General features: G+C 71.8%; 21 protein-coding genes and 1 pseudogene. 11 read left to right on the forward strand and 11 right to left on the reverse strand.

The window, feature by feature from the left end; translation table 11 throughout:
- Positions 1–10: 10 nt before the first annotated feature.
- From ACZ499_RS11910 to ACZ499_RS11920, 3 genes are read right to left on the reverse strand one after another with little or no spacing between them, the layout of a single operon-like run.
- Positions 11–796, reverse strand: coding sequence for an amino acid ABC transporter ATP-binding protein (locus ACZ499_RS11910; protein WP_468674135.1), 786 nt, complete (start codon positions 794–796; stop codon positions 11–13).
- A gap of 7 nt (positions 797–803) precedes the next feature.
- On the reverse strand, positions 804–1604 hold the full coding sequence (locus ACZ499_RS11915) for an amino acid ABC transporter permease (protein WP_468674137.1): 801 nt from the start codon (positions 1602–1604) through the stop codon (positions 804–806).
- Positions 1601–2431, reverse strand: a complete 831-nt coding sequence (locus ACZ499_RS11920) for a transporter substrate-binding domain-containing protein (RefSeq protein ID WP_468674139.1) — start codon at positions 2429–2431, stop codon at positions 1601–1603. The genes ACZ499_RS11915 and ACZ499_RS11920 overlap by 4 nt, the downstream gene beginning before the upstream one ends.
- A 223-nt stretch (positions 2432–2654) precedes the next feature.
- Here ACZ499_RS11920 and ACZ499_RS11925 point away from each other — a divergent pair, with 223 nt between their 5' ends.
- Entirely contained in the window at positions 2655–3482 is an 828-nt protein-coding gene (locus tag ACZ499_RS11925; protein WP_468674141.1) for an SAM-dependent methyltransferase, read from the forward strand.
- Positions 3483–3661: 179 nt separating this feature from the next.
- A complete protein-coding gene (locus tag ACZ499_RS11930) occupies positions 3662–4333 on the forward strand; it encodes a DUF6445 family protein (protein ID WP_468674143.1) in 672 nt (223 codons plus the stop codon).
- On the opposite strand, the gene ACZ499_RS11935 is transcribed toward ACZ499_RS11930, so the two are convergent.
- Positions 4334–5131: a putative protein N(5)-glutamine methyltransferase gene (locus tag ACZ499_RS11935; protein WP_385823072.1), complete on the reverse strand. Its 798-nt coding sequence runs from the start codon at positions 5129–5131 to the stop codon at positions 4334–4336.
- 96 nt (positions 5132–5227) lie between these two features.
- Here ACZ499_RS11935 and ACZ499_RS11940 point away from each other — a divergent pair, with 96 nt between their 5' ends.
- Positions 5228–5551, forward strand: a complete 324-nt coding sequence (locus tag ACZ499_RS11940) for a putative quinol monooxygenase (RefSeq protein WP_468404758.1) — start codon at positions 5228–5230, stop codon at positions 5549–5551.
- A gap of 20 nt (positions 5552–5571) precedes the next feature.
- Here the strand turns inward: ACZ499_RS11940 and ACZ499_RS11945 are convergent, their stop codons facing one another.
- Positions 5572–5964, reverse strand: coding sequence for a hypothetical protein (locus ACZ499_RS11945; protein ID WP_468674146.1), 393 nt, complete (start codon positions 5962–5964; stop codon positions 5572–5574).
- Positions 5965–6071: 107 nt separating this feature from the next.
- Here ACZ499_RS11945 and ACZ499_RS11950 point away from each other — a divergent pair, with 107 nt between their 5' ends.
- Both ACZ499_RS11950 and ACZ499_RS11955 read left to right on the forward strand, forming a co-directional pair.
- Positions 6072–6794 carry a methyltransferase domain-containing protein gene (locus ACZ499_RS11950; protein WP_468674148.1) on the forward strand — a complete coding sequence of 241 codons (723 nt, stop codon included), beginning with the start codon at positions 6072–6074 and terminating at the stop codon, positions 6792–6794.
- Between the two features lie 161 nt (positions 6795–6955).
- Complete coding sequence (locus tag ACZ499_RS11955) at positions 6956–7150, forward strand: DUF2304 domain-containing protein (RefSeq protein ID WP_468674149.1); 195 nt, start codon at positions 6956–6958, stop codon at positions 7148–7150.
- Positions 7151–7163: 13 nt separating this feature from the next.
- Here ACZ499_RS11955 and ACZ499_RS11960 read toward each other — a convergent pair whose 3' ends face one another.
- The gene (locus ACZ499_RS11960; RefSeq protein ID WP_468674150.1) at positions 7164–7370 is read right to left on the reverse strand and encodes a hypothetical protein; all 207 of its coding nucleotides are present in this window, start codon (positions 7368–7370) and stop codon (positions 7164–7166) included.
- 247 nt (positions 7371–7617) lie between these two features.
- Here ACZ499_RS11960 and ACZ499_RS11965 point away from each other — a divergent pair, with 247 nt between their 5' ends.
- Positions 7618–8034: an SsgA family sporulation/cell division regulator gene (locus tag ACZ499_RS11965; RefSeq protein WP_468674151.1), complete on the forward strand. Its 417-nt coding sequence runs from the start codon at positions 7618–7620 to the stop codon at positions 8032–8034.
- Positions 8035–8046: 12 nt separating this feature from the next.
- Here the strand turns inward: ACZ499_RS11965 and araD are convergent, their stop codons facing one another.
- The 4 genes from araD to xylB all read right to left on the reverse strand — a co-directional run bounded on the left by araD (position 8047) and on the right by xylB (position 12909).
- Complete coding sequence (araD, locus tag ACZ499_RS11970; protein ID WP_468674152.1) at positions 8047–9777, reverse strand: L-arabinonate dehydratase; 1731 nt, start codon at positions 9775–9777, stop codon at positions 8047–8049.
- On the reverse strand, positions 9765–10685 hold the full coding sequence (locus tag ACZ499_RS11975; RefSeq protein WP_468674153.1) for a dihydrodipicolinate synthase family protein: 921 nt from the start codon (positions 10683–10685) through the stop codon (positions 9765–9767). The genes araD and ACZ499_RS11975 overlap by 13 nt, the downstream gene beginning before the upstream one ends.
- Positions 10682–11329: a GntR family transcriptional regulator gene (locus ACZ499_RS11980; RefSeq protein WP_468674154.1), complete on the reverse strand. Its 648-nt coding sequence runs from the start codon at positions 11327–11329 to the stop codon at positions 10682–10684. Before ACZ499_RS11980 ends, ACZ499_RS11975 begins: the two co-directional genes overlap by 4 nt.
- 113 nt (positions 11330–11442) lie before the next feature.
- Positions 11443–12909 carry a xylulokinase gene (xylB, locus tag ACZ499_RS11985; RefSeq protein ID WP_468674155.1) on the reverse strand — a complete coding sequence of 489 codons (1467 nt, stop codon included), beginning with the start codon at positions 12907–12909 and terminating at the stop codon, positions 11443–11445.
- A 200-nt stretch (positions 12910–13109) separates the two neighbouring features.
- Between xylB and xylA the strand changes: the two genes are divergently transcribed.
- Positions 13110–14279, forward strand: a complete 1170-nt coding sequence (gene xylA / locus ACZ499_RS11990; RefSeq protein WP_468674156.1) for a xylose isomerase — start codon at positions 13110–13112, stop codon at positions 14277–14279.
- Between the two features lie 105 nt (positions 14280–14384).
- Here xylA and ACZ499_RS11995 read toward each other — a convergent pair whose 3' ends face one another.
- The gene (locus ACZ499_RS11995) at positions 14385–15620 is read right to left on the reverse strand and encodes an ROK family protein (protein ID WP_468674157.1); all 1236 of its coding nucleotides are present in this window, start codon (positions 15618–15620) and stop codon (positions 14385–14387) included.
- Between the two features lie 96 nt (positions 15621–15716).
- Here ACZ499_RS11995 and ACZ499_RS12000 point away from each other — a divergent pair, with 96 nt between their 5' ends.
- From ACZ499_RS12000 to ACZ499_RS12015, 4 genes and pseudogenes are all read left to right on the forward strand, one after another.
- Positions 15717–16361 (forward strand): LUD domain-containing protein, encoded by a 645-nt coding sequence (locus tag ACZ499_RS12000; protein WP_468674159.1) that lies wholly within the window; start codon positions 15717–15719, stop codon positions 16359–16361.
- A gap of 346 nt (positions 16362–16707) precedes the next feature.
- Positions 16708–18129 (forward strand): annotated as a pseudogene (locus ACZ499_RS12005) (alpha-amylase); the annotation flags it as partial.
- Positions 18130–18228: 99 nt separating this feature from the next.
- A complete protein-coding gene (gene pulA, locus ACZ499_RS12010; protein WP_468674542.1) occupies positions 18229–23619 on the forward strand; it encodes a pullulanase-type alpha-1,6-glucosidase in 5391 nt (1796 codons plus the stop codon).
- Positions 23620–23766: 147 nt separating this feature from the next.
- On the forward strand, positions 23767–25623 hold the full coding sequence (locus ACZ499_RS12015) for a cellulase family glycosylhydrolase (RefSeq protein WP_468674161.1): 1857 nt from the start codon (positions 23767–23769) through the stop codon (positions 25621–25623).

A 25623-nucleotide genomic window follows, 5' to 3' on the forward strand; every position in this document is an offset into this window, starting at 1 on the left:
TACGCGTGGGTCAGGCGTCCTCGGGCGGCAGCTGCGAGGCGGGTCCCGGCTCCGCCGCCGGGTCCAGGATGCGGTTGAGGAAGTTCCTGGTCCGCTCCTCGCGCGGGGCGCCCACGACCTGCGCGGCCGGGCCCTGCTCGACGATGACGCCGCCGTCCATGAACACCACCCGGTCCGCGACCTCCCGGGCGAAGCTCATCTCATGGGTGACCACCATCATCGTCATGCCCTCACCCGCGAGCACCCGCATCACCGCGAGGACATCCCCGACGAGTTCGGGGTCGAGCGCCGAGGTCGGCTCGTCGAAGAGCATCACCTCAGGGCCCATGGCGAGCGCCCGGGCGATGGCGACGCGCTGCTGCTGCCCGCCGGAGAGCTGCGCGGGATACGCGCCGGCCTTCTCGGCGAGCCCGACCCGGGCCAGGTTCTCGCGGGCCACGGCGGCCGCCTTCGCCTTGCCCCGCCGCAGTACCCGGCGCTGCGGCAGGACCAGGTTCTCGGTGACCGTGATGTGAGGGAAGAGGTTGAACTGCTGGAATACCATGCCGATACGGCGGCGCACCGCGTCGATGTCGACGTCCAGGTCGGTGACCTCGGTGCCGCCGACGAACACCTGGCCCGCGCTCGGCTCCTCCAGGAGGTTCACACAGCGCAGCAGCGTCGACTTGCCCGACCCCGAGGGGCCGATGACGCACACCACCTCGCCCCGGGCGACCTCCATGTCGATGCCGCGCAGCACCTCGTTGTCGCCGAACGACTTGCGCAGCCCTCGGATCTCGATCTCGTTCTCCGGCATCGCTTCCTCACCTCGCCCGGTCGGCGCGGGCCTCTAGGCGGCGCACCACGAAGCTCAGGGGCACCGTCACCATCAGGTAGCAGAGCCCGGCGACCAGGATCGGGGTGGAGTTGGCGCTCTGACTGGCCAGGTCCCTGCCGTACTTGGTCAGCTCCCGCTCCTCCAGGGTGACCCCGAGGAACAGCACGAGCGAGGAGTCCTTGAAGAGCAGCACCAGTTCGTTGGTCAGCGGCGGGATGACGATCCGGAACGCCTGCGGGATGATCACCGACACCATGGCCCGGGCGTGCGAGAACCCCAGCGAGCGGGCCGCCTCCATCTGGCCCTTGGGTACGGCCTGGATGCCCGCCCTGATGGTCTCGGCCATATAGGCCGCGGCGACCAGACCGAGCCCGAGGGCGACCTTTCCGTACGTACCGCCGGGGATCTCCGTGCCGGGGAAGGCCAGCGGCACCGCCACGCCCACGAAGATGAAGATCAGCAGGGCGGGCAGCCCGCGGAACAGCTCGATGTAGATGCCCGCCACCCAGCGGTAGGGCGCCACGGACGAGAGTCGCATCAGCGCGACCACCAGACCGAGCACCAGGCCGAAGGCGAAGCCGGAGAGCGTGTACACCACGGTGTTGCGCAGGGCGATGGTGATGATGTCCGGGAAGAGCTTCCCGATCAGGTCGGTCTGCGCGAACTGGTTCTGCAGCCGGTCCCAGTCGGCCAGCACGCCGATGGTGATCAGCACCGCCACGAAGACCGCGTACTGGATGCCCTGAGAGACGCGCCTTCGTTGACGCCTCGTCAGGCGTGAGGTCACGGCTGGGCCTTGGGCAGCGGTCCGATCCACTGTTCGTAGATCTTCTTGTACGTGCCGTCCGCCTTGGCGTCGGTGACGGCCTTGTCGATGGCGGCGAGCAGCTTGGTGTTGCCCTTCTTGACCGAGAAGCCGTACTGCTCGCCGGTCGAGATGTTCTCCACCAGGGCGAACTGGTCGGCGTTGGCCTTGTCCTTGAGCCAGTCCTGGACCACCGGGTAGTCGATCACCACGGCGTCGACCTGGCCGGTGCGCAGACCGTTGATCACCGCGTCGGAGCTCTCGAAGGCGACCGGGTTGAAGCCCTTGCCGGTGGCGTAGCTCTCGCCGGTGGTCTCGGCCTGGGCGCCGAGCTTCTTGCCCTTGGCCTTGAGGTCGGCCAGCGAGGTGACGCCGCTCTTCTTGGTGGCGAGGAGCGCCTGGGTGGCGTCGAAGTAGGGGACGGAGAAGTCGACGTTCTTCTTGCGCTCGTCGGTGATGGTCATGCCGGCGGCGGCGAGGTCGCACTCGCCGGAGTTGAGGAAGGCACCGGTCTTGAAGTTCTCGAACGGGGTGTCGAGGATCTTCTGTTCGACCTTGAGGTTCTTGGCGACGAGGTCGATCAGGGACACGTCGAACCCCACGACCTTGCCGTTCTGCTCCGACTGGAACGGCGGATAGGGCAGGTGGGTGCAGGTGGTCAGCTTGCCCTTCTTGACCACCGGCACCCCGCCCGCGGCCTCCCCGGCGCCGCCACCGCCCGACGAGCAGCCGGTGGCGACGAGCAGCAGCCCGGCCGTAGCGGCTGCGGCGGTGGTCAGACTGCGGATACGGTGAGCCGTCCTGGTCACGGTTGACCTCCATGGATACGGGGGTGGCTGAGGAGCGGAACCGTTCAGCCATGATCGTATGAGACTGGGGGTGACTTCGCCCCGGAACGCGTCAGGCGCGCCGATGACGTCATCCGGACACCCGCCTGCCCGGGCACCGGCCGACGGGCTTCCAGGACGCGGCTCAACTTGGCCATCTAGGCTGATCATTGACAGTTCCACCAGGCCCCAGGAGAAGACGCCCGTGACCGAGAACCCCGCCCACCTCGATGCTCCCGAGCACGTTCGGAGCAGAATCAACACCTCCCAGCCGCACACGGCCCGGATCTGGAACTACTGGCTCGGCGGCAAGGACAACTACGAGGTCGACCGCGCGGTCGGCGACCAGATCCGGCAGCTCCACCCCGGCATCGGCGACTACGCGCGCGCGGACCGGCTCTTCCTCGGCCGCGCAGTCCGCCACCTGGTGGCCGACCGCGGCATCCGGCAGTTCCTCGACGTCGGCACCGGTCTGCCCACCGCCGACAACACCCACGAGGTGGCGCAGCGCATCGCGCCCGAGTCGCGGATCGTCTACGTCGACAACGACCCGCTGGTGCTCGCCCACGCCCGCGCGCTGCTGACCAGCACGCCCGAGGGGCGGACCGACTACCTCGACGCCGATCTGCGCGATGTCGACGGCATCCTGGAACACGCCTCGAAGACGCTGGACTTGACGCAGCCGGTCGCGCTGATGCTGCTCGGCGTGGTCATCTTCATCGAGGACGACGCCCAGGCGTACGGCCTGGTGCACCGGATCATGGAGAAGCTGGCCCCCGGCAGCTATCTGGTCCTCTCGCACACGGTGACCCACCCCGAGATGCCGGACGTCGACCAGGCGGTGGCGTTCTGGAACGAGCACGGCACCCCCAAGCTCACCCAGCGCACCCCCGAGCAGACCGCCCGCTTCTTCGACGGCCTGGAGGTCCTGGAGCCCGGCGTGGTGTCGTGCTCGCGGTGGCGGCCCGAGGATGCGGCGGACGGCGAGCCGGCCGAGGTGGCCATGTTCGGCGGCGTCGGCCGCAAGGTCTGACCTGCGCCGCAGCCGTCTCCTGGGACGTAATTGGAGCGGCCTTTGCCATTGCGGGGACATCCCGCCGGGATGTCCCCGCAATGCGCCCTTCGTCACGGAGTGCGGCTTCACCACACCTTGAAACAAGGTTGACCAACTCGCGGACGGCGACGGAGGGTTGCGGAACTAGGTTCGGCCGCATGTCCGCCAACCGCTCCTCACTTCCGGTCCTCCCGTACCGCAGACCCACGCCCGGCCGGGACTACTGGGTCCTCGACGACGTCCTGCCCAACGTCGACGAGGTCCGCGCGCGCTGCCTCGCCAAGGACGACTGGGTCGAGGGGTACCCCCGCAAGCCCGAGACCTGGCCGGGGCTGCGTACCATGCCGGGCCTGGAGCCCGCTGAACTGGCCCGGGTGGAGCGGCTGGTGAAGAAGGCGACCGGCGCGCGTGAGCTGTGGCTGCAGAAGGCGCCCGGCGGCGCCAAGCTCAACCACAACTGCGTCCAGGTCGTCGGCAAGGACGAGAGCGAGCCGCGCCCGCACACCGACTCGCGCGCGCTGTGCCGGTACGCGGCCGTGCTCTACCTCAACCCGGGCGTGCCCAAGGACTGCGGCACCAGCTTCTACCGGCAGAGCCTGCCCGGCGGAGTCCTCGGCGGCAATCTGGTCGCGGCCCCGCACACCAACCTGGTCGAGGCGCTCGGCACCCGGTTCGTGCCGTCGGACTCCTTCACCGAGGACGTCCGCGTCGCCCACCGCTACAACCGGCTGCTCCTCTACAACGCCAACATGATCCACACCGCCACCGGTTACTGGGGCAGCACCATCGAGGACAGCCGGATGACGGCCGTCTTCTTCTGGATGGCGTGACTACCCGGCCGGGGCGGGCCGGGTGGCGACGACGACCGTGGCATACCGCTCCTCGCAGGTCGCCACGCGCGGGACGAGCCCGCCCCCGGTGACCGCGGCGACGGCCAGGGGCACCTGGCGCTCGCTCGTCTCGAAGAGCAGATGGCCGCCCGGCGCCAGCCAGTGGGCCGCCTCGGCGGTCACCCGGCGCAGCACGTCGAGGCCGTCGGCGCCGCCGTCGAGCGCCACCCGCGCCTCATGGACGCGCGCCTCCGAGGGGAGCAGCTCGATCTCCTCGCTCGGTACGTACGGCACATTGGCGAGCAGGACGTCCACGCGGCCCCGCAGCCCGGCGGGGAGCGCGGCGAACAGATCGCCCTGGTAGGCCCGGCCCCCGGCGGCGGCGACATTGCGCCGGGCGCACTCCACGGCGGCCGGGTCGATGTCGGCCGCGTGCAGCTCCGCCCCGCCGAGCCCCGCCACCAGCGCCGCGCCCAGCGCGCCCGAGCCGCAGCACAGGTCCACCACGACCGCGCCCGCCGGAGCGAGCGGAACGGCCTGCTCCACCAGGAACTCGGTGCGGCGCCGGGGCACGAAGACGCCCGGGTCCACCGCGACCCGTACACCGTGGAACTCGGCCCATCCCAGGACGTGTTCGAGCGGCAGGCCCTCGGCGCGCCGCGCCACCATGGCGTCGAGCTCGGCCGGGGTGCGGGCCGTGGAGACCAGCAACTCGGCCTCGTCCTCGGCGAAGACACAGCCCGCCGCGCGGAGTCGGGCGACGACGGCGTCGGGGGGAGGGGTGGTAATGAGTCTCACCTGCGGTTTTCATGGCCGGATCAGTTCTGGGCGCGGCCACCCTACCCTCGGCCCGGTCGGGCTGCCGAGTGATTAAAGCGCGCATAGACTGACGGAATGATCTTTATCGTCGTCAAGTTTCCCGTGAAGCCCGAATACGCCGAGGAGTGGCCCCAGCACCTCGCGGACTTCACCAGCGCGACCCGTGCCGAGCCGGGCAACCTCTGGTACGAGTGGTCGCGCAGCCTGGAGGACCCGAACACCTATGTGCTGGTCGAGGCGTTCCAGGACGGCGCGGGCGAGGCGCATGTGAACTCCGACCACTTCAGGGCCGCCATGGAGACGATGCGCCCGCTCCTGCGCCACACCCCCGACATCGTGAGCACGACGATCGAGGGTGCGACGGGGTGGAGCGCGATGGGCGAGCTGAAGATCGACTAGCCCTTCGCCAGGGGGTGACGTCACTTCACGGTGACGGTCACCGTCGGGGAGACGGTCGCGCCGTCCATCACCCGCAGCTCCTCCTTGCCCTTGGTGTTCATCTTGTAGTCCAGGGAGTAGCTGCTGCCCTGCTTGATGGTGGTGTCGGCGTGCAGGGTCGTCCACTTGCCCTGGTACTTGTGCTGGAGCACGACCTTGCTGCCGACGGACAGCCCCTTGGACCGGCCGGTGAAGGTGACCTTGTCACCGGCCTTCGCCTCGGTGGTGCTCGCCTTGATGGTCAGCGAACCCGGCGCCGCCGACGCGTACTTGCTGCCGCTCGGCGATGGTTCGGGGGTGGGGGCCGCGGCCGTGGCGACCGCGGCGGATCCGCCGGCGAGCAGGGCGACGGTCAGGGCACTGGCCGCGGCCATCCGGACACAGCGACGTGGCAGAGTGGATTTCACGATGGCTTTCTCCCGTCTCTGCGGCTCCCCATCCGCTCGATTGGTACCTTTTCTGAGGCTATAGGCTGAGGTCGATGTACGCTTCCCAGGGCCCTACTCTGCGCGAACTCGCCGTCCAGGCGCTGTCGTCGGTCGAGCACGGCTACGACCTGCTGGCGCCGAAGTTCGACTTCACCCCGTACCGGACACCCCAGCCGGTCCTCGACGCCGTCACGCGCACCCTCTCCGAACTCGCCCCCTTCGAACGCGGCCTCGACCTGTGCTGCGGCACCGGCGCGGGCATCCCGGTACTGAGCGCGGTGTGCCGGGAGCGGATCGCCGGGGTCGACTTCAGCGCGGGAATGCTGGCGGTGGGACGCGCCCGTACGCCCGGGGGCGAGGCCGTCGACTGGATCCGGGCCGACGTCCGCGCCCTGCCGTTCGCACCGGCCGCCTTCGACCTCGTGGTGAGCTTCGGCGCGTTCGGCCACTTCCTGCCCGGTGAGCGGCCCGGCCTGTTCTCCCAGGTCCGCTCGGTGCTGGCGCCCGGCGGCCGCTTCGCGTTCCCGGTCGCGGCGCCCGCCCGCCCCGGCTCCCTCGGCTACTGGGCCCTGCTCGGCTTCGACGCCGCGATGCGGGTGCGCAACGCGCTGTGGCGGCCCCGATTCGTCATGTACTACCGGGACTTCGCACTCGCGGACGTGACGCGGGAACTCGCCGACGCCGGGTTCCGGGTCGAGCTGTACGCGCTGGACGAGCTCGGCCGGCGCCCCGACGGCAGCCCCCGCTGCCGCCTGGTCGTCGCCGACGCCGTGTGACCCCGACCCGCCCGAGCTGCGGGAATGACGGCCGGTGACCGGCCGTGTGGCGACGGGTGAGCGCCGGCCGTAGCGTGACGGAGGTGCTTTCCACCGGCCCACCGCCGTTTCGGCGCGGCGGGCCGGTGCTCGACAGACTCGGGGTCACGAGGTGAAACACCGTGCCCTCCGTACATTTTCCCCTGATGCTCGCGCTCGCCGTGGCCGCGTTCTTCCTCTGCCGCAAGGGCGGCACCAAGGTCTCGCACGCCGTGATCTGCGCGGCGTTCGGTTTCTACTTCGCCGACACCGCCGCCGCCCCCTCACTGCACAGCGCGGTCAACTCGGTGATGGGCATGCTCAGTCAGCTCGGCTGAGCTCACGCGTCCGTCACCCAGCTGCCGTGGAAGCCGAGCGGGACCCGGCCCGGCAGATGGATCCGGCCAGCGGCCTGCCGGTGAAGTCCTGCGCCGCCAGGATCAGCGGATCGGCGGCGCCGCGCTCCGGATCGTGGACGTACGCCGGCGTGTTGCCGTCCTCCTCGGCGGTCCCCGGGTCCGGGTCCGGTCCTTGTACGGGATGACGTGCGTAGTGCACGCGAAGTCGTCCTCGGGTACGGGCCCGGGGTGCGGCTCGCCGAGCCTGCCGCCGACGGCGGCCGAGCGGACCCAAGGCCCCGGAGCGGGGTGGCGCCAGGCCCCCTCTTTCGCGGGTCCGCCGGGCCCGGCCGCGCGGGCCGCATTCGGGTCTTTCGCACGAAATCTCAAGCAAGGTGTTGAATATGCGACTATTGAGGTGATGTGATGCAGGTCACAGATCGGGAGTGGCAGCAAGGAGCGAGTCGATGTCCACCACCGTCGAAGAATCCGTCCTGGCCCGCCTCGTCACCGACGCATCCCACGGCGTCCCCGTCCCCGTCACCCTCAGCTACGACGGCTCCGACCCCCTGGCCGTCCGCATGGTGTTCCCGCCCGAGGTCTCCCTGCACGACGGGGGCGTGACCTGGGTCTTCGCCCGCAACCTCATCGACAGGGGACTGCGCGCCCCGGCCGGCACCGGCGATGTGCACGTGTGGCCGCGCGGGCGGGCACAGACCATGGTGGAGCTGCGCTCCCCGGACGGCCTGGCGCTCCTCGAATTCGGCACGGCGGCACTGCGCCGCTTCCTCTTCCACACCTACGCGGCCGTCTCCGCCGAGGTCGAGAACCAGGACCTCGACATGGACAGCGCCCTGGCCGAGCTGCTGCGCGAGAGCCGGTGAGTACGCGGCCACTCAGCCCGCGTACGGATCGGGCACCCGCCCCGGCGCGGCCAGGAAGGTGAAGTCGCAGCCGGTGTCGGCCTGAGTGATCTGATCGCTGTAGAGGGCGCCGTACCCCCGCTCGTAGCGGGGCGGGGGCGGCGTCCAGGCGGCGCGGCGCTGGGCCAGCTCCTCCTCGGACACCTGGAGGCGGAGGCTGCGCGCCGCGACGTCCAGCGTGATCAGGTCGCCCGTGCGCACCAGCGCGAGCGGCCCGCCGACATACGACTCGGGGGCGATGTGCAGCACGCACGCCCCGTAACTCGTGCCGCTCATCCGGGCGTCGGAGATCCGCAGCATGTCGCGCACGCCCCGGCGCAGCAGATAGTCGGGGATCGGCAGCATCCCGTACTCCGGCATACCGGGGCCGCCGCGCGGGCCCGCACCGCGCAGCACCAGCACGTGGTCGGGGGTGAGTGCGAGCGCGGGGTCGTCGATGGTGCGCTGCATCGTGCGGTAGTCGTCGAAGACCACCGCCGGGCCGGTGTGCCTCAGGAGCCGGGGCTCCGCCGCGATGTGCTTGATCACCGCTCCGTCGGGGCAGAGGTTCCCACGCAGCACCGCCAGACCGCCCTCGGCCGCCAGAGCCTTCTCGCGCGGCCGGATCACCTCGTCGTCGTGGACCCGGGCCCCGGCCAGCTGTTCGCGCAGGGTGGGGTGGGCGACCGTGGGGCGGTCGAGGTGGAGGAGGCCGGTGAGGCGGGAGAGCAGTCCCGGCAGGCCCCCCGCGAAGTGGAAGTCCTCCATCAGATGGCGCCCGCCGGGCCGTACGTTCGCCAGCACCGGGACCGTGCGCGCGATCCGGTCGAAGTCGTCGAGGGCCAGCCGCACCCCGGAGCGCCCGGCCATGGCGATGAGGTGGATCACGGCGTTGGTGGAGCCGCCGAGCGCCAGGACCGTGGTGACGGCGTCCTCGTACGCCTCGCGGGTCAGGATCTTCGACAGCTTCACGTCCTGGCGGACGAGTTCGACGATCCGCAGCCCGGAGGCGGCGGCCATCCGGTCGTGCCCGGAGTCGACCGCCGGGATCGAGGAGGCGCCGGGAACGGTGACGCCCAGCGCCTCGGCCGCGGCCGTGAGCGTGGAGGCCGTGCCCATGGTCATGCAGTGGCCGGGGGAGCGGGCCAAGCCGCTCTCCAGCTCGGCCAGTTCGCAGTCGCCGAGCAGCCCGGCGCGCTTGTCGTCCCAGTACTTCCACATGTCCGTGCCGGAGCCCAGGACCTGGTCGCGCCAGTGCCCCGGCAGCATCGGTCCGGCCGGTACGAACACGGCCGGCAGATCGGCGCTGGCCGCGCCCATCAGCAGCGCGGGCGTCGACTTGTCGCAGCCGCCCATCAGCACCGCGCCGTCCACCGGATACGAGCGCAGCAGCTCCTCCGTCTCCATGGCGAGGAGGTTGCGGTAGAGCATCGGCGTCGGCTTCTGGAAGGTCTCCGAGAGGGTGGCCACCGGGAACTCCAGCGGGAAGCCGCCCGCCTGCCACACCCCGCGTTTGACGGCCTGCGCGCGGTCGCGCAGATGGACGTGGCAGGGGTTGATGTCCGACCAGGTGTTGAGGATCGCGATCACCGGCTTGCCCAGGTGCTCCTCGGGCAGATAGCCGAGCTGGCGGGTGCGGGCGCGGTGGCTGAAGGAGCGCAGGCCGTCGGTGCCGTACCACTGGTGGCTGCGCAGCCGCTCGGGGCGGAGCGTCACCGCTCCCACCCGGCCACCAGGGCGGCCACCGCGGCGCGCCGCTCCTCGGGCAGGACGCGGCTGGGCGGGCGGACCTCGCGCCGGCACAGTCCGAGCGAGGCGAGCGCCTCCTTCACGACCGAGACGTTGTCGGCGGAGCGGTCGGCCGCGCGCAGCTCCTCGAACCCGCGGATCCGCTCCCAGGTCTTCATGGCTTTCGGATAGTCCCCGGCGCGCAGGGCGGCGAGCATCCCCAGCGACATCCGGGGGGCCGCGTTCACCAGACCGGAGGTGAAACCGGTGGCGCCCACGGCGAAGAACGACGGCGCGTACAGCTCGGCGAGGCCCGCCACCCACACGAAGCGGTCCAGACCCGCGTCCCGCGCGAACGCGGCGAACCGCGCCGCGTCCGGCACCGCGTACTTCACCCCCACCACATTGGGACACGACTCGCCCAGCTGCAACAGGAGTTCGCCGTCGAGCAGGGGATCGCGGACGTACGGTACGACCCCCAGTTCCGGCACCGCCTCCGCGATCGCCCGGTGGTAGTCGAGCCAGCCGCCCGGCGAGAGGTACGGATGGACCGGCTGGTGCACCATCACCATCTGCGCGCCCGCCTCCCGGGCGTGCCGCGCCGAGGCCACGGCGGTGGGGACGTCCAGGCCCACCCCGGCCAGGACCGAGGCCCGTCCGGCCGTCTCCTCGACGGTCAGCTCCGTCACGGCTCGGCGCTCGGCGGGGGAGAGGGCGTAGAACTCGCCCGTGTTCCCGTTGGGGGTGAGGGTGCGCACACCGCCGTCGAGCAGCCGGTGGATCAGGGCGCGGTGGGCGGCTGTGTCGAGGGAGCCGTCAGCGGCGAACGGGGTGACGGGGATCGCCACGACATCGGCGAGTGCGATCCGTACGGCGGTGAGGTCGGGGAACTCGCGTGCGGTCATACTCCGTTGTCTCCTTCGGGGAACGCGCGGCGGACGAAGGACTCGATGTGCTCGCGCAGGGCGTCGGCCGAGGCCTCCGCCTCCCCGGCCCTCGCGAGCCGCAGGATCGCGCGGTGCTCCCGGGCCTCCCGATCCCAGGACGGTTCGGTGGCCCAGACGGCCGTCGCCACCAGGGCGGCCTGGTCGCGGATGTCGTCGAGCGTCCTGGTGAGCAGGGGGTTGCCGCAGGGCAGATACAGGGCGCGGTGGAACTGCCGGTTGGCCAGCGCCCGTCCGGCGGTGTCGGCCGCGCGGTCGGCCCGGTCGAGGGCGGCCCCGGCGGCTTCCAGCGGCGCGAGGCGCTTCACGGTGCGGCGCAGCGCCTCGGGTTCGAGCAGCAGGCGTACGTCGTAGACCTGGCGGGCCATGTCCGCGTCGACGGCGCGCACGGCGACGCCCTTGTACTGGTTCATCACCACGAGCCCGGTCCCCGCCAGCGTCTTGAGCGCTTCCCTCACCGGGGTCTTGGACACGCCGAACTGCGCGGCCAGCTCGGCCTCGACGAGCGCCTGCCCCGGGGAGAGCCGGCCGGCGAGGATGGACTGCTTGATCGCGTCGAGCACGTACTCGGTACGGGAGGGGATGGGGGCCGGGGTGAAGGCCATGGCGGGCCCACCTCTCACATGTCGCGTCTCATATATGACGTATGACGAGCAACGCCTCGAAGGTAAAGGGGAGTTGGTGGCACGTCAATCGTCGCGGTGACCGTCGGACCGGTTCAGCCGAGGACCGGCGCCGCCCGGTCGAGGACGGAGGCGATGCGCTCCCAGGCCGCGGTGTCACGGGCGACCGGTTCAAGCGCGGCGCCCTCGCCGGTGCCCCACGCGCCCGCGGTCGCCACCGGGTCCGCGCCGGAGACGGCCGCCGCGGCCAGTGCGGCGGCGCCGAGCGCGACCAGCTCGGTGGCCCGGGGGACGATCAGCGGCCGGCCGGAGAGCCGTCGTACGGTCTCGACCCAGGTACGGCCCCGGGCGCCGCCGCCGATCAGCCGCAGCGGACGGGCCGCGGCCCCGGCGGGGTCGAGCCCGCAGACGCGCAGCAGGTCGTCGAGGGCGCGCAGGGCGGTGAAGACCGCGCCTTCGTAGGCCGCGCCCAGGAGTTGGGGCCCGGTGGTGGTGTGGCGCAGGCCCGTGAGCAGCCCGGCGGCGGTCGGCAGGTCGGGGGTGCGCTCGCCGTCGAGGTACGGCAGGAGCACCGCTTCGCCGCCGGGTTCGGCGTCGTCGCGGCCGAGCCCGAGCAGGGCCGCGACCTTGTCGACGGCGAGTGTGCAGTTGAGGGTGCAGGCGAGCGGGAGGAAGGTGCCGTCGGCGGCGGCGAACCCGGAGAGCGCGGGCGAGCCGGGGCGGGTCCGGGTGGCGGCGAAGACCGTGCCGGAGGTGCCGAGGCTGAGGACGGGGTGGTCGAGCAGGCCCGCGCCGCCGAGCCCGAGGCCCACGGCGGCGGCCATGTTGTCGCCGGTCCCGGCGGCGACCGCGATCCCGGCGGGCAGCCCGAGCGCCTCGGCGGCCCGGGCCGTAAGGGATCCCGCCCGGGTGGCCCCGGTGGCGGCGACCTCGGGCAGCAAGTGGGCGTCAAGGCGGAGGAGTTCGAGCAGTTCGGGGTCGTAGGAGCCGGTCGCCGTCGAGTACCAGCCGGTGCCCGAGGCGTCCCCGGGATCGGTCGCGGCGGTTCCGGCGAGGCGCTCGGTGAGGAAGTCGTGGGGGAGGCGGACCCCGGCGGCGCCCGAGGCGTGCGCGGGCTCGTTCTCGTACAGCCAGCGCCACTTGGCGGCGGTCACGGCGGCGACGGGCACCGAGCCGGTGCGCGCGGTCCAGGCGGCCGGGCCGCCGAGCGCCTCGGTGAGGGCGGCGGCCTGCGGGGCCGAGCGGGTGTCGTTCCAGAGCAGGGCCGGGCGCAGCGGGCGCCCGGCGCGGTCCAGGACGACCAGGCCGTGCTGCTGTCCGGCGACCGCGATGCCGGTGACGGCGGACGCGGCCACCCCCGCCTCCTTCAGCCCGGCCGCGACCGCCTCGCACAGCGCCCGCCACCACAGCTCGGGGTCGCTCTCGCGGGCCCCGGCGGCGCCGTCGACCCGGTGCGGGGCGCGGCCGACGGCGAGCGGCCGCCCGGTCTCCGCGTCGGCGATCAGCGCCTTGGTGGACTGGGTGGAGCTGTCCACACCGATGACGACCGGGGCCTGCGGCATCCGGGCACCCCTTCTCCTGCGGGCGGACCCGGTTCTTGGCCGGTCCCGATGGGCGAGCGAACATTTGAGCGTGCGCGAAACAAATTAGATGACGGCCCGGGGGTTACGGAAGCCGCAGAGATCATGTCATATTCGTAAGGTCAGCAAACAAATAGCCGCAGGGGCTCCGTCGGGCGCCCCGCACCGAGGTGGACACGACGATGACGGAACGCTTCACTCCCACCCCCGAGGACAAGTTCACCTTCGGTCTGTGGACCGTGGGCTGGCAGGGGCGCGACCCGTTCGGCGACGCGACCAGGCCCGCCCTCGACCCGGTCGCGACGGTCCACCGGCTCGCGGAGCTCGGGGCGTACGGGGTGACCTTCCACGACGACGACCTGATTCCGTTCGGCTCGTCCGGCGCCGAACGCAGCGCCCACATCAAGCGGTTCCGGGTGGCCCTCGACGCCACCGGCCTCGCGGTGCCGATGGCCACCACCAACCTCTTCACCCACCCCGTCTTCAAGGACGGCGCCTTCACCGCCAACGACCGGGACGTACGCCGGTACGCGCTGCGCAAGACGATCCGCAACATCGACCTTGCCGTGGAGCTCGGCGCCAGGGTGTACGTGGCGTGGGGCGGCCGTGAGGGCGCGGAGTCCGGGGCCGCGAAGGACGTACGGGTGGCGCTCGACCGGATGAAGGAGGCCTTCGACCTGCTGGGCGAGTACGTGGTGAGCCAGGGGTACGACCTGCGGTTCGCGGTCGAGCCCAAGCCGAACGAGCCGCGCGGCGACATCCTGCTGCCGACGGTCGGGCACGCGCTCGCCTTCATCGAGCGTCTGGAGCGCCCGGAGCTGGTCGGCGTCAACCCGGAGACCGGGCACGAGCAGATGGCCGGGCTCAACTTCACCCACGGCATCGCCCAGGCGCTCTGGGCCGGAAAGCTCTTCCACATCGACCTCAACGGCCAGTCCGGCATCAAGTACGACCAGGACCTGCGGTTCGGCGCGGGGAACCTGCGGGACGCGTTCTGGCTGGTCGACCTCCTGGAGTCGGCGGGGTACGAGGGCCCGCGCCACTTCGACTTCAAGCCGCCGCGCACGGAGGACGCCGACGGGGTGTGGGCCTCGGCCGCCGGGAACATGCGCAACTACCTGATCCTGCGGGAGCGTTCGGCGGCGTTCCGCGCCGACCCTGCGGTACGGGAGGCGCTGCGGGCCTCCCGCCTCGACGACCTCGCCCGCCCGACGGCGGCGGACGGCCTGGCCGGGCTGCTCGGGGACCGCTCGGCCTTCGAGGACTTCGACGCGGAGGCGGCGGGGGCGCGCGGTATGGCGTTCGAGCAGCTGGACCAGCTGGCGATGGAGCACTTGATGGGGGTGCGCTGAGGGGTGCGTCCGGGGCGGGTGTGTCGCCCGGCGGACAGCCCGGCCGGGCGACACACCTCTTGGGCGAGCGGGCGCCTCCTGAAGCCGGCGCCGGGGCCGCGCGGCTCAGCTCGCCGCCCCCTCCGTCCACCCCGCCGGATCGTCGAGCACCGCCTCCACCACCAGGGCCGCCGCGCCCCGGGCCGCGTCCCCCGCGAGGGACGAGGCGCGCAGGCGGCCGGAGTCGCGGGGCCACAGACCCGACACCACCCTGGCGGCGAGCTCGGCCTCGGCCGGGGGCGACAGCCAAGGCGCCAGTGCGCGGTAGACACCGCCGAGCACCACGGCCTCCGGGTCGATGAGGTTCACCGCGCCCGCGAGCACCCGGCCCAGCATCAGCCCGGCCGTGCCGAGCGCCGCCAGCGCGCGCTCGTCGCCCGCCCGCGCCCGGCGCTCCAGCTCGGCCACGCCCGCCGCCCCGGCGTCCTCCTCGATGCCCGCCCCGCGCAGCAGCGCCGACTGGCCCGCGTATTGCTCCAGGCAGCCCCGCGCCCCGCAGCGGCAGGCGGGGCCGGCCGGGTCCACCGGCACGTGGCCGATCTCCCCGGCGAAGCCGTGCGCGCCGCGCAGGAGTTCGCCGTTGAGGACGAGGGCGCCGCCCACGCCGATCTCACCGGAGAGGTAGAGGAACGTACGGGCCTCGCCCGGGCCGCCGAACCAGAGCTCGGCGAGCGCCGCGAGGTTGGCCTCGTTCTCCGAACTCACCGGCAGGGCAAGGGTGTGGGGGCACTCCGTGAGGGCCCGTGCGAACAGGGCGTCGGCCGGGACGCCGTTCCAGCCCAGGTTCGGTGCCTGGCGGACCGTGCCGCCCGCGACCAGGCCCGGCAGGGCGAGCGTCACCCCGGCGGGCCGCAGCTCCTGCTGCCGGGCGGAGTCCAGCGCGTGCGAGGCGATCCGGGCCGCCCGGGCCAGCACCTCGGCGGGCGCCGCGACCCGGTTGTCCAGGTGCTCGGTGAGCCGCACCCGGTCGGTTCCGGTCAGATCCACCACGCATACGGTCACATAGTCGACGTTGATCTCGACGCCGACCCCGGCGGCGCCGGTCCTGGCCGGCTTGAGGACGGTGCCGGGGCGCCCCGCCTGCCCGCTGAACGTCTTGCCCGACTCCGTGAGGAAGCCGCCCTCCATGAGCTGCTCGACCAGGGAGGACACGGCTGCCCGGGTCAGCCCGACGCGCGCCGCGACGCCCGCCCGGGTCGTCTCACCCTCGTCGTGGACCGCCCGGAGCACCAGGCTGAGGTTGTGCCGCCGCACGGTGTCCTGGTCGGCCTTGGGCGCCAGCGGGGCGAGGTTGCTCTTCATGTCGTGGCCGAGCCTATGCGATGGCCGGGGCTCCGCAGTTGCCCGATCCAGCGACGCTCGAACGAGACTCGCGTCCCGGCGCTTAGTTTTCTGATCATGAGCGAGAAGACCGTCACCACACTGCCCGCCGACGAGACCTTCGCGGTCGCCGCGAGCGCAGAGAGCATCGAACGGGCCGCCGAGGCCCTGCGCGGCAACGGGTTTGCCGTGCACATAGTGGACACCGCCGCCGACGCCCGCGAGCTCGTCGCCGAGGCTCTGCCGACCGACAAGGCGATCTTCGCCTCGACCAGCGAGACCCTGCGGCTCTCCGGGATCCAGGAGGACATCGACGCGTCGGGCCGGTTCAAGAGCATCCGTGCCGAGCAGGCCGACTGGGACCCGCGCGTCCGCAACGACGATGTGCGCACCACGCGCTCCGCGCCCGACGTCGTCGTCGGCAGCGTGCACGCCGTGACCGAGGACGGCCGTCTCGTCACCGCCTCCGCGAGCGGCAGTCAGCTCGCCGCGTACGCGTTCGGCGCGGGCCGGGCGGTCTGGGTGGTCGGCGCCCAGAAGGTCGTCGCCGACCTGGACACCGCGCTGCGCCGCATCGAGTCGTACTCGCTGCCCAAGGAGGACGTCCGCGCCCAGCAGGCGTACGGCAAGCGCAGTGTCGTCGCCAAGATCCTCATCAACGCCCGCGAGGTCGTTCCGCAGCGCAGCACCGTCGTGCTCGTCCGCGAGGCGATCGGCTTCTGAGGCTCTCTCCTTCTGAGACCCCGTCCCTCTGACGTCCAAGAGCCGTCGCGCCCCCGGGTGCGGCGGCTCCGGCCGTTCGGGCGCGTCCGGGGCCGAGTTGTGGTTGAAAGTAACATCACTGCAATCTCTTGCGAAAGGCTTTGCGGAGAGAAGGCGGTGAGATTTCACAGGCATGGCGACGGTGTGTCCAAAGGGTTGACCAGGCCGTCCGGGCCGCCTACGGTCTCGACCGCAATAGCTTTCCGGTTGTTTCAGCAAGAACATTCAGAGCCCTCCTGGGTGGCCGGGCCGCGCCGCCCGGGAGACCGCTCCGTCCCCCGCATCCCCGCACGGAGGTCCCCCCCCCATGGACGCTCGTACCGCCGGCACCCCCCGCACCCGCCGCACGCGCAGATCACTGGCCGCCGCCGTCGCGCTCGTCGCGGGGGCCGCGAGCAGCGTCGTCCTCGGCGCCCCGCAGTCACAGGCCGCCGCACCCGGGCCCAAGGACGTGACCGCCGTCCTCTTCGAATGGAACTTCGCCTCGGTCGCCAAGGCCTGCACCGACGAACTCGGCCCCGACGGCTATGGATACGTCCAGGTGTCCCCGCCCCAGGAACGTATACAGGGCGCCGCCTGGTGGACCGCGTACCAGCCCGTGAGCTACAAGATCGGCAGCCGGCTCGGCGACCGCGCCGCCTTCCGCTCCATGGTGGACACCTGCCACGCGGCGGGCGTCAAGGTCGTCGCCGACTCGGTGGTCAACCACATGGCGAGCGGTTCCGGCACCGGATCCGCCGGATCGGCGTACACGAAGTACAACTACCCCGGCGCGTACTCCGGCGCCGACCTGGACGACTGCAAGTCCGAGATCACCAACTACCAGGACCGCTGGAACGTCCAGCACTGCGAGCTCGTCGGCCTCGCCGACCTCGACACCGGCGAGGAGTACGTCCGCAACACCGTCGCCGGATACCTGAACGACCTGCTCTCGCTCGGCGTCGACGGCTTCCGCGTCGACGCGGCCAAGCACATCCCCGAGGACGACCTCGCCGCCATCAAGTCCCGGCTGAGCAACCCGGGCGTCTACTGGAAGCAGGAGACGATCTACGGCGCGGGCGAGGCCGTACAGCCCACCGAGTACTTCAACACCGGCGACGCCCAGGAGTTCCGCTACTCCTGGGACCTCAAGCGGGTGTTCAACAACGAGAAGCTCGCGTACCTGAAGAACTTCGGCGAGGGCTGGGGCTATATGACCTCGGGCAAGGCCTCGGTCTTCGTCGACAACCACGACACCGAGCGCGGCGGCCAGACGCTCACCTACAACGACGGCGCCCGGTACACCCTGGCCCATGTCTTCATGCTGGCCTGGCCCTACGGCTCCCCGGACGTCCACTCCGGCTATGTGTTCAGCGACAAGGACGCGGGCCCGCCCAACAACGGCCAGGTGAGCGCCTGTTACAGCGACGGGTGGAAGTGCCAGCACGCCTGGCCCGAGGTCCGCTCCATGGTCAAATTCCGCAACACGGCCGGCACCGCGGCGGTCACCAACTGGTGGGACAACGGCGGCAACGCCATCGCCTTCGGCCGCGGCGCCAAGGCGTACGTGGCCATCAACCACGAGGGCTCCTCGCTCACCCGCACCTTCCAGACGTCGCTGCCCGCGGGCGGCTACTGCGACGTGCAGAGCGGCCGGAGCGTCACGGTCGACGGCAGCGGACAGTTCGCCGCGACCCTCGCCCCGGACACCGCGCTCGCCCTGCACGTCGACGCCAGGACGTGCGGCGGCAAGTGACGTGAACGCCCCCTGGCGCGACTGACCGGCCTGCCCGACGCTCTCCCCGTGCCCCGCACCCCGTAGCCCCCTGTAGAAGGAGTACGTCCCGTGATCGGCTCTCCGCGCCGAACCGCCGTCACCGCCGCCGTGGCCCTCGCGCTGCTCGCGTCGGCCGCGCCCGCGGCGCATCCGGCGCCGGCGGCGCCCCCGGCCCCGCCGTCCGACGCCCGGCTCGCCGCCGAGCCCGCCCGGCACGAACTCACCCGGGAACAGCCCTACTTCGTCCTCCCGGACCGGTTCGCCGACGGCGACGGCGCCAACAACACGGGCGGCCTGACCGGCAGCCGCTCGGTGACGGGCTACGACCCGGCCGACAAGGGCTTCTACCAGGGCGGCGACCTCAAGGGCCTGACGCAGAAGCTGGACTACATCAAGGGGCTCGGCAGCACCGCGATCTGGCTGGCGCCGATCTTCAAGAACAAGCCGGTCCAGGGCACCGGCGCCGATCAGAGCGCCGGGTACCACGGCTACTGGATCACCGATTTCACCCAGGTCGACCCGCACTTCGGCACCAACGCCGATCTGGCGCGGCTGATCGACAAGGCCCATGCCAAGGGCATGAAGGTCTTCTTCGACGTCATCACCAACCACACCGCCGACGTCATCGGCCACACCGGGCAGAGCTCCCAGTACCTCTCCAAGGGCGCGTTCCCGTATCTGACGAAGGACGGCACCCCGTTCGACGACAGCGCCTACGCGGCCGGCGGCAAGGGCTTCCCGGCCGTCGGGCCCGGATCCTTCCCGTACACGCCGACCGTGCCCGCAGCCGAGAAGGACGCCAAGGTCCCGGCGTGGCTCAACGACCCCACGCTCTACCACAACCGCGGCGACTCGACCTTCACCGGTGAGAGCGCGGAGTACGGGGACTTCTCTGGGCTCGACGACCTGTGGACCGAGCGGCCCGAGGTCGTGCGGGGCATGGAGAAGATCTACGAGAAGTGGGTGAAGGACTTCGACGTGGACGGCTTCCGCGTCGACACGGTCAAGCACGTCGACATGGACTTCTGGACCCAGTGGGCGACCGCCCTGGACGCCTACGCGGCGAAGCGCGGGCGCAAGGACTTCTTCATCTACGGCGAGGTGTACTCCGCGGACCCGTCCGTGACCTCCCCGTACGTCACCCGGGGCAGACTCGACGCGACCCTGGACTTCCCCTACCAGCAGGCCATGCGCAGCTATGTCTCGCAGGGCGGCCCTGCGGGCGACCTGGCCGCGGCCCTCGGCCAGGACTACCGCTACACCACCGACAAGGCCAACGCCTATGAGCAGGTGACCTTCCTCGGCAACCACGACATGGGCCGGATCGGCGGCTTCCTGGTCCAGGACAACCCGCGGGCCGACGCCGCCGAACTGCTGCGGCGCGACAGGCTCGCCCACGAGCTGATGTTCCTCAGCCGGGGCAACCCCGTCGTCTACTACGGCGACGAGCAGGGCTTCACGGGTGCGGGCGGCGACAAGGACGCCCGGCAGACCATGTTCCCGTCCAAGGTCGCCGACTATCTGGACGATGCCCAGATCGGTACGACCCGTACGCATGCGAGCAGTGCTTTCGATCCGGAGCACCCGCTCTACAAGGCGATCGCCGCTCTCTCCAAGCTCCGCAGGCAGAACCCGGCGCTGGCGGACGGTGTGCAGAGCGAGCGGTACGCGGCGCAGGGCAAGGGCGTCTACGCCTTCTCCCGCACCGACGCGAAGACCGGGACCGAGTACGTCGTCGCCGTCAACAACGCGACCGAGGAGAAGACCGCCGAGTTCGCGACCGGCTCCGCGAACACCGCCTTCACGGGGATCTACGGCGCGTCCGGCACGCTCACCAGCGCCGCCGACCACCGCGTCTCGGTGCGGGTGCCCGCCCTCTCCGCCGTCGTCTACAAGGCGGCCAAGCCTCTGGGCGCCCCCGCCGCGCGGCCCTCGCTCACCCTCAAGGCCCCGGCGGCGGGCGCCACCGGTGACGTCGAGATCGCGGCGGACACCGTCGGCGGTCAGCTGAACCGGGTGGTCTTCGCCGCCCAGACCGGCACCGGCAAGTGGCAGGTCATCGGCTCCGCCGACCACGCTCCGTACAAGGTCGTCCAGCATCTGCCCGCGACCCTCGCGGCCGGAACGCCCCTGCGCTACAAGGCCGTTGCCGTCGACTCGGCCGGGCGCACCGCGAGCGCGACCGCCGCGACCACCAGCGGCGCTCCCGCCGCAGAACCGGCGCCCACCGCGACGCGGCGCGACTACGCGGTGGTCCACTACAAGCGCCCGGCGGGCGACTACACCGACTGGCGGCTCTACGCCTGGGGCGACCTCGCCGACGGCGAGTCCACCACCTGGCCCGCGGGCCACGCCTTCACGGGCCGCGACGCCTACGGCGCCTTCGCCCACGTCAAGCTCAAGCCGGGTGCGTCGAGCGTCGGGTTCCTCGTCATCGACAAGGACGGCAACAAGGACGTCACCGCCGACCGCACCATCGACGTCGGCCGGACCGGCGAGGTCTGGGTCGAGCAGGGCAAGGACGCGGTAATGACCGCGCCGCCCGCCGGGACCTATCCGCCGCAGGACACCGCCAAGGCCGTCATCCACTACCAGCGCGCCGACGGCGACTACGGCGGCTGGGGCATCCACACCTGGACGGGGGCCGCGACGCCCACCGACTGGTCGAGCCCGCTTCCGCCGGTGCGCACCGACGCCTTCGGCGCAGTCTTCGAGGTGCCCCTCAAGGAGGGTGCGTCGAGCCTGAGTTACATCCTCCACAAGGGCGACACCAAGGAGTTCGGCTCCGACCGCTCCCTGGAGTTCTCGGCGTACTCGCACGAGGTGTGGCTCCTGGGCGGGGTCGAGAAGTACCTTCTGCCCATGACGTCCGGCTCCGCCGCCGACCTCGACCTGTCGAAGTCGCGGGCGCAGTGGATCGACCGTGACACCGTCGCCTGGGACACGGGCGCCACGGCCGCGAGCTACCAGCTGGTGTACGCGCCGAAGGGCGGTCTCGCCGTCAAGGACGGCGTCCTCACCGGCGACGGCCACTGGCTGCGGCTCACCCCCGTGCCGGGCGGTCTGACGGACGCGCAGAAGGCCAGGTTCCCGCACCTCAAGAAGTACGCGGCGTTCACCGTCGACCCGCGCGACCGCGCCCGGGCCGGACAGGCCCTCGCCGGGCAGATCGTCGCCACCCAGCGCCTCGCCAACGGCGCGCTGCTCGCCGGCACCGGCGTCCAGACCCAGGGCGTCCTCGACGACGTCTACGGCGGTCGGGCCACCAAGGCCGCGCTCGGCCCGGTCTTCACCGGCGGGCGTCCGACGCTCTCGCTCTGGGCCCCCACCGCCCAGCGGGTCGCCCTCGAACTCGACGGCCACACCGTCGCGATGCGCCGCGACGACGCGACCGGCGTCTGGTCGGTGACGGGTCCCAGGAGCTGGTCGGGCAAGCCGTACCGCTATGCCGTGACGGTGTGGGCGCCCAGTGTCCGGAAGGTCGTCACCAACCTGGTCACCGACCCGTACGCCACCGCCCTCACCACCGACTCGGCCCGCAGTCTCGTCGTCGACCTGGCCGACCCGAAGCTCGCCCCCAAGGGCTGGGCGACCCTGCGCAAGCCCGCCGCCGTGCCGCTGCGTGCCGCGCAGATCCAGGAGCTGCACATCCGCGACTTCTCGGTCGCGGACCCCACCTCCCGCCACCCCGGCCAGTACCTGGCGTTCACGGACACCGGCTCGGACGGCATGAAGCACCTCAAGGAGCTTGCCGGCTCCGGCACTTCGTACGTCCACCTCCTCCCCGCGTTCGACATCGGCACCATCCCGGAGAAGAAGTCCGACCAGGCCGTCCCCGCCTGTGACCTCAAGGTGTACGCGCCGGACTCGCCGGAGCAGCAGGCGTGCGTGGCGAAGACCGCCGCCAAGGACGCCTACAACTGGGGTTACGACCCGCTTCACTTCACCGTGCCCGAGGGGTCCTATGCCAGCGATCCCGAGGGGACCCGGCGCACGGTCGAGTTCCGGCAGATGGTCCAGGGCCTCAACGGCGCCGGGCTGCGCACGGTGATGGACGTCGTCTACAACCACACCGTGGCGAGCGGCCAGGCCGACAAGTCGGTCCTCGACAAGATCGTGCCCGGCTACTACCAGCGGCTGCTCGCCGACGGCGCCGTGGCCACCTCCACCTGCTGCGCCAACACCGCGCCTGAGAACGCCATGATGGGCAAGCTCGTCGTGGACTCGGTGGTCACCTGGGCGAAGCAGTACAAGGTCGACGGCTTCCGCTTCGACCTGATGGGCCACCACCCCAAGGCCAACATCCTCGCGGTCCGCAAGGCGCTCGACGCTCTGACGCCCGACAAGGACGGCGTCGACGGCAAGAAGATCATCCTGTACGGGGAGGGCTGGAACTTCGGCGAGGTCGCCGACGACGCCCGGTTCGTCCAGGCGACCCAGAAGAACATGGCGGGCACCGGCATCGCGACCTTCTCGGACCGGGCGCGCGACGCGGTGCGCGGCGGCGGCCCCTTCGACGAGGACCCCGGCGTCCAGGGCTTCGCCTCAGGCCTCTACACCGACCCCAACTCCTCGGCGGCCAACGGCACCCCGGCCGAACAGCGGGCCCGGCTGCTGCACTACCAGGACCTGATCAAGGTCGGCCTCTCCGGCAACCTGGCCGGATACACCTTCACCGACACCTCGGGCCGTACGGTCAAGGGCGCGGACGTCGACTACAACGGCGCCCCGGCCGGGTACGCCGAGGCTCCGGGCGACGCGCTCGCCTACACCGACGCGCACGACAACGAGTCGCTGTACGACGCGCTCGCGTTCAAGCTGCCGCGCTCCACCCCGGCGGCCGACCGGGCCAGGATGCAGGTGCTCGCGCTGGCGACCGCCGCGCTCTCGCAGGGGCCGGCGCTCTCCCAGGCCGGTACGGATCTGCTGCGCTCCAAGTCGCTGGACCGCAACTCCTTCGACAGCGGCGACTGGTTCAACGCGATCCACTGGGACTGCGCGGCCGGCAACGGCCTCGGCCGCGGGTTGCCTCCGGCGGCGGACAATCAGTCCAAGTGGGCTTATGCGAAGCCCCTGTTGACGGCGTCGACGCTCGCGGTCGGGTGCCCGGAGATCACGTCCGCCTCGGCCGCCTACCGGGACCTCCTGAAGATCCGTACGACCGATCCGGCGTTCCGTCCGGCCACCGCGGCCCAGGTGCAGTCCGCGCTCTCGTTCCCGCTCTCGGGCAGGGACGAGACGCCGGGTGTGATCACGATGCGGCTCGGGGAGCTGGTGGTCGTGTTCAACGCGACCCCGGACCGGCAGGCCCAGCGGGTCGCGGACCTGACGGGCCATGGGTACGTGCTGCACCCCGTGCAGGCGGCGGGCGGTGATGCCACGGTGAAGTCGGCGTCATACGAGGCGAGTTCGGGCACGTTCACCGTACCGGCCCGGACGGTCGCGGTGTTCGGTCGTCGCTGAGGCTGTTGTGGTTGGTCGGCCGCGGACCGTGCGTGGCTGGCCGCGCCCACGTGGCGGAGCCGCAAATGTCGCAGCCCCGCGCCCCTCAGGGGGTGCGGGGCTTCCGGAGGGTTGACTGTGCTCCTGGCCGCCCTGATGGTAATGGGCATGCCAAAGTCGTGGACGCGTCCGTTCGGTGTCCTCGTCCTCCTCGCCGCGCTCCTCGCGGCGGGAGGCACCCCGCCCTCGGCCGCCGACGGGCTCCCCGGCGCCCAGTGGTTCGACGGGGCGAGCGCGTCCGCGCTCACCGTCGAGGACGGGCGCCTGATCGACGGGCTCGGCCGCGAGGTGGTGCTGCGCGGCTACAACGTCTCCGGCGAGACCAAACTGGCCGAGCACGGCGGGCTGCCGTTCGCCTCGGTCGCCGACGCCCGCGCCTCCGCGACCGCCGTGCGCGCCCTCGGCGGCGCCAACACCGTACGGTTCCTGCTCTCCTGGGCGTCCGCCGAACCCGTACGCGGCCAGGTGGACCGCGGCTATCTCGCCGCCGTCACCGAGCAGATGCGGGCCTTCCTGGACGCCGGGATCCGGGTGCTGCCCGACTTCCACCAGGATCTGTTCTCCCGCCACCTCTTCGACGGCGGCAGCTGGTACACCGGCGACGGCGCCCCCGCCTGGGTCGTCGCGGCCGGCGGCTATCCGCACGAGTCCTGCGGGATCTGCCTGTTCTGGGGCCAGAACATCACCCAGAACGAGGCCGTCAAGCGCGCGTCGTACGACTTCTGGCACAACGCGCGCGGCATCCAGGACGCCTTCCTCGCCACCGCCGGGACCACCCTGGCCTACCTCGCCGAGCACCTCACCGCCGAGGAGTTCGCGGCCGTCGCCGGCTTCGACCCGTACAACGAGCCGTACGCGGGCGGCTACGACACCGGGCAGACCAGCCGCACCTGGGAGCGGGACGTGCTCTGGCCGTTCTATACGCGCTTCCGGGCCCGGATGGACGCGGCGGGGTGGCAGGCCAAACCCGCGTATGTGGAGCCCAACCTCTTCTGGAACGCCAATCTCGACTTCCAGCGGCAGGAGGGCGGACTCCTCGACACGGGCCCCCTCGGACCGCGCTATGTCCTCAACACCCACTTCTACGACCAGAAGGCGATCTCCGGCGTCTTCATGTGGGGCAAGGCGGGCGACGGCCAGTACGCACGCGACCTCGGCGCCGTGCGCGACCGGGCCGCCGCCGCGAGCACGGCCGCCGTCGTCAGCGAGTTCGGCCATCCGCTCACCGGAACCGTCTCCGACAAGGCGCCGAGCGTCCTCAAGGCGATGTACCAGGGCCTGGACTCCCGGCTGCCGGGGGCCACTTGGTGGTCGGACCCGCTGGCGTCCGGGCCGGTCCTGTCGGGCACCCAGTGGCAGTGGGACCTGTACAGCGGCCGCCACCACGAGCTCATGAACGGCAACCCCGGCAAGGTCCTGACCTCCGGCGACGCCTGGAACGACGAGGACCTCTCGGCCGTGCGCCTGGACGACTCCGGCGTACCGGTGCCGCGGCAGGACGCCCGGCTGCTCGACCGCCTCTACCCCGGGGCCACGGCCGGCCGCGTCCTCGCCTTCACCTACGAGGACCGCTCCCGCGACGGCTCCACCACGCTGAGCTGGAACCCCGTTCCGGCCGCGCTCCCGCATGTGGCCCAGCTCGTCGGCACCGGCCGCTACGGACTGCTCCTGTGGCGCTCGAACGGCGTGGCCGCGCCCACTGAACTCCATCTGCCGGCCTCGTTCGCCACCACCGTCGTCTCCGACCTCGGCGCCGCCTCCGGCCCGCCCGCCTACACGGCGCACACCCCGGTAGCCGTCGCGCCCGAGCCGGGCGGCACCGGGAGCCGCCGCCTGCTGCTCACCGCACCCGAAGCGGGCGACGTCCACTTCGCGCTGGTCACCGACGGGGCCACCGACCCCTCCGCCCAGCTGCTGAGCGCCGCCCGCGCCGAGCTCGCGGCCTGGGCGGCGGCCCACACGTAA

This window comes from Streptomyces sp. NPDC031265, from assembly GCF_055570295.1.

What these genes read in the sequence shown, in the direction of transcription:
- ACZ499_RS11910 (WP_468674135.1), bottom strand. Translation starts at nt 796, where the DNA reads ATGCCGGAGAACGAGATCGAGATCCGAGGGCTGCGCAAGTCGTTCGGC.
- ACZ499_RS11930 (WP_468674143.1), top strand. Translation starts at nt 3,662, where the DNA reads ATGTCCGCCAACCGCTCCTCACTTCCGGTCCTCCCGTACCGCAGACCC.
- ACZ499_RS11940 (WP_468404758.1), top strand. Translation starts at nt 5,228, where the DNA reads ATGATCTTTATCGTCGTCAAGTTTCCCGTGAAGCCCGAATACGCCGAG.
- ACZ499_RS11945 (WP_468674146.1), bottom strand. Translation starts at nt 5,964, where the DNA reads ATGGCCGCGGCCAGTGCCCTGACCGTCGCCCTGCTCGCCGGCGGATCC.
- ACZ499_RS11950 (WP_468674148.1), top strand. Translation starts at nt 6,072, where the DNA reads ATGTACGCTTCCCAGGGCCCTACTCTGCGCGAACTCGCCGTCCAGGCG.
- ACZ499_RS11965 (WP_468674151.1), top strand. Translation starts at nt 7,618, where the DNA reads ATGTCCACCACCGTCGAAGAATCCGTCCTGGCCCGCCTCGTCACCGAC.
- ACZ499_RS11975 (WP_468674153.1), bottom strand. Translation starts at nt 10,685, where the DNA reads ATGACCGCACGCGAGTTCCCCGACCTCACCGCCGTACGGATCGCACTC.
- ACZ499_RS11980 (WP_468674154.1), bottom strand. Translation starts at nt 11,329, where the DNA reads ATGGCCTTCACCCCGGCCCCCATCCCCTCCCGTACCGAGTACGTGCTC.
- xylB (WP_468674155.1), bottom strand. Translation starts at nt 12,909, where the DNA reads ATGCCGCAGGCCCCGGTCGTCATCGGTGTGGACAGCTCCACCCAGTCC.
- xylA (WP_468674156.1), top strand. Translation starts at nt 13,110, where the DNA reads ATGACGGAACGCTTCACTCCCACCCCCGAGGACAAGTTCACCTTCGGT.
- ACZ499_RS11995 (WP_468674157.1), bottom strand. Translation starts at nt 15,620, where the DNA reads ATGAAGAGCAACCTCGCCCCGCTGGCGCCCAAGGCCGACCAGGACACC.
- ACZ499_RS12000 (WP_468674159.1), top strand. Translation starts at nt 15,717, where the DNA reads ATGAGCGAGAAGACCGTCACCACACTGCCCGCCGACGAGACCTTCGCG.
- ACZ499_RS12015 (WP_468674161.1), top strand. Translation starts at nt 23,767, where the DNA reads ATGCCAAAGTCGTGGACGCGTCCGTTCGGTGTCCTCGTCCTCCTCGCC.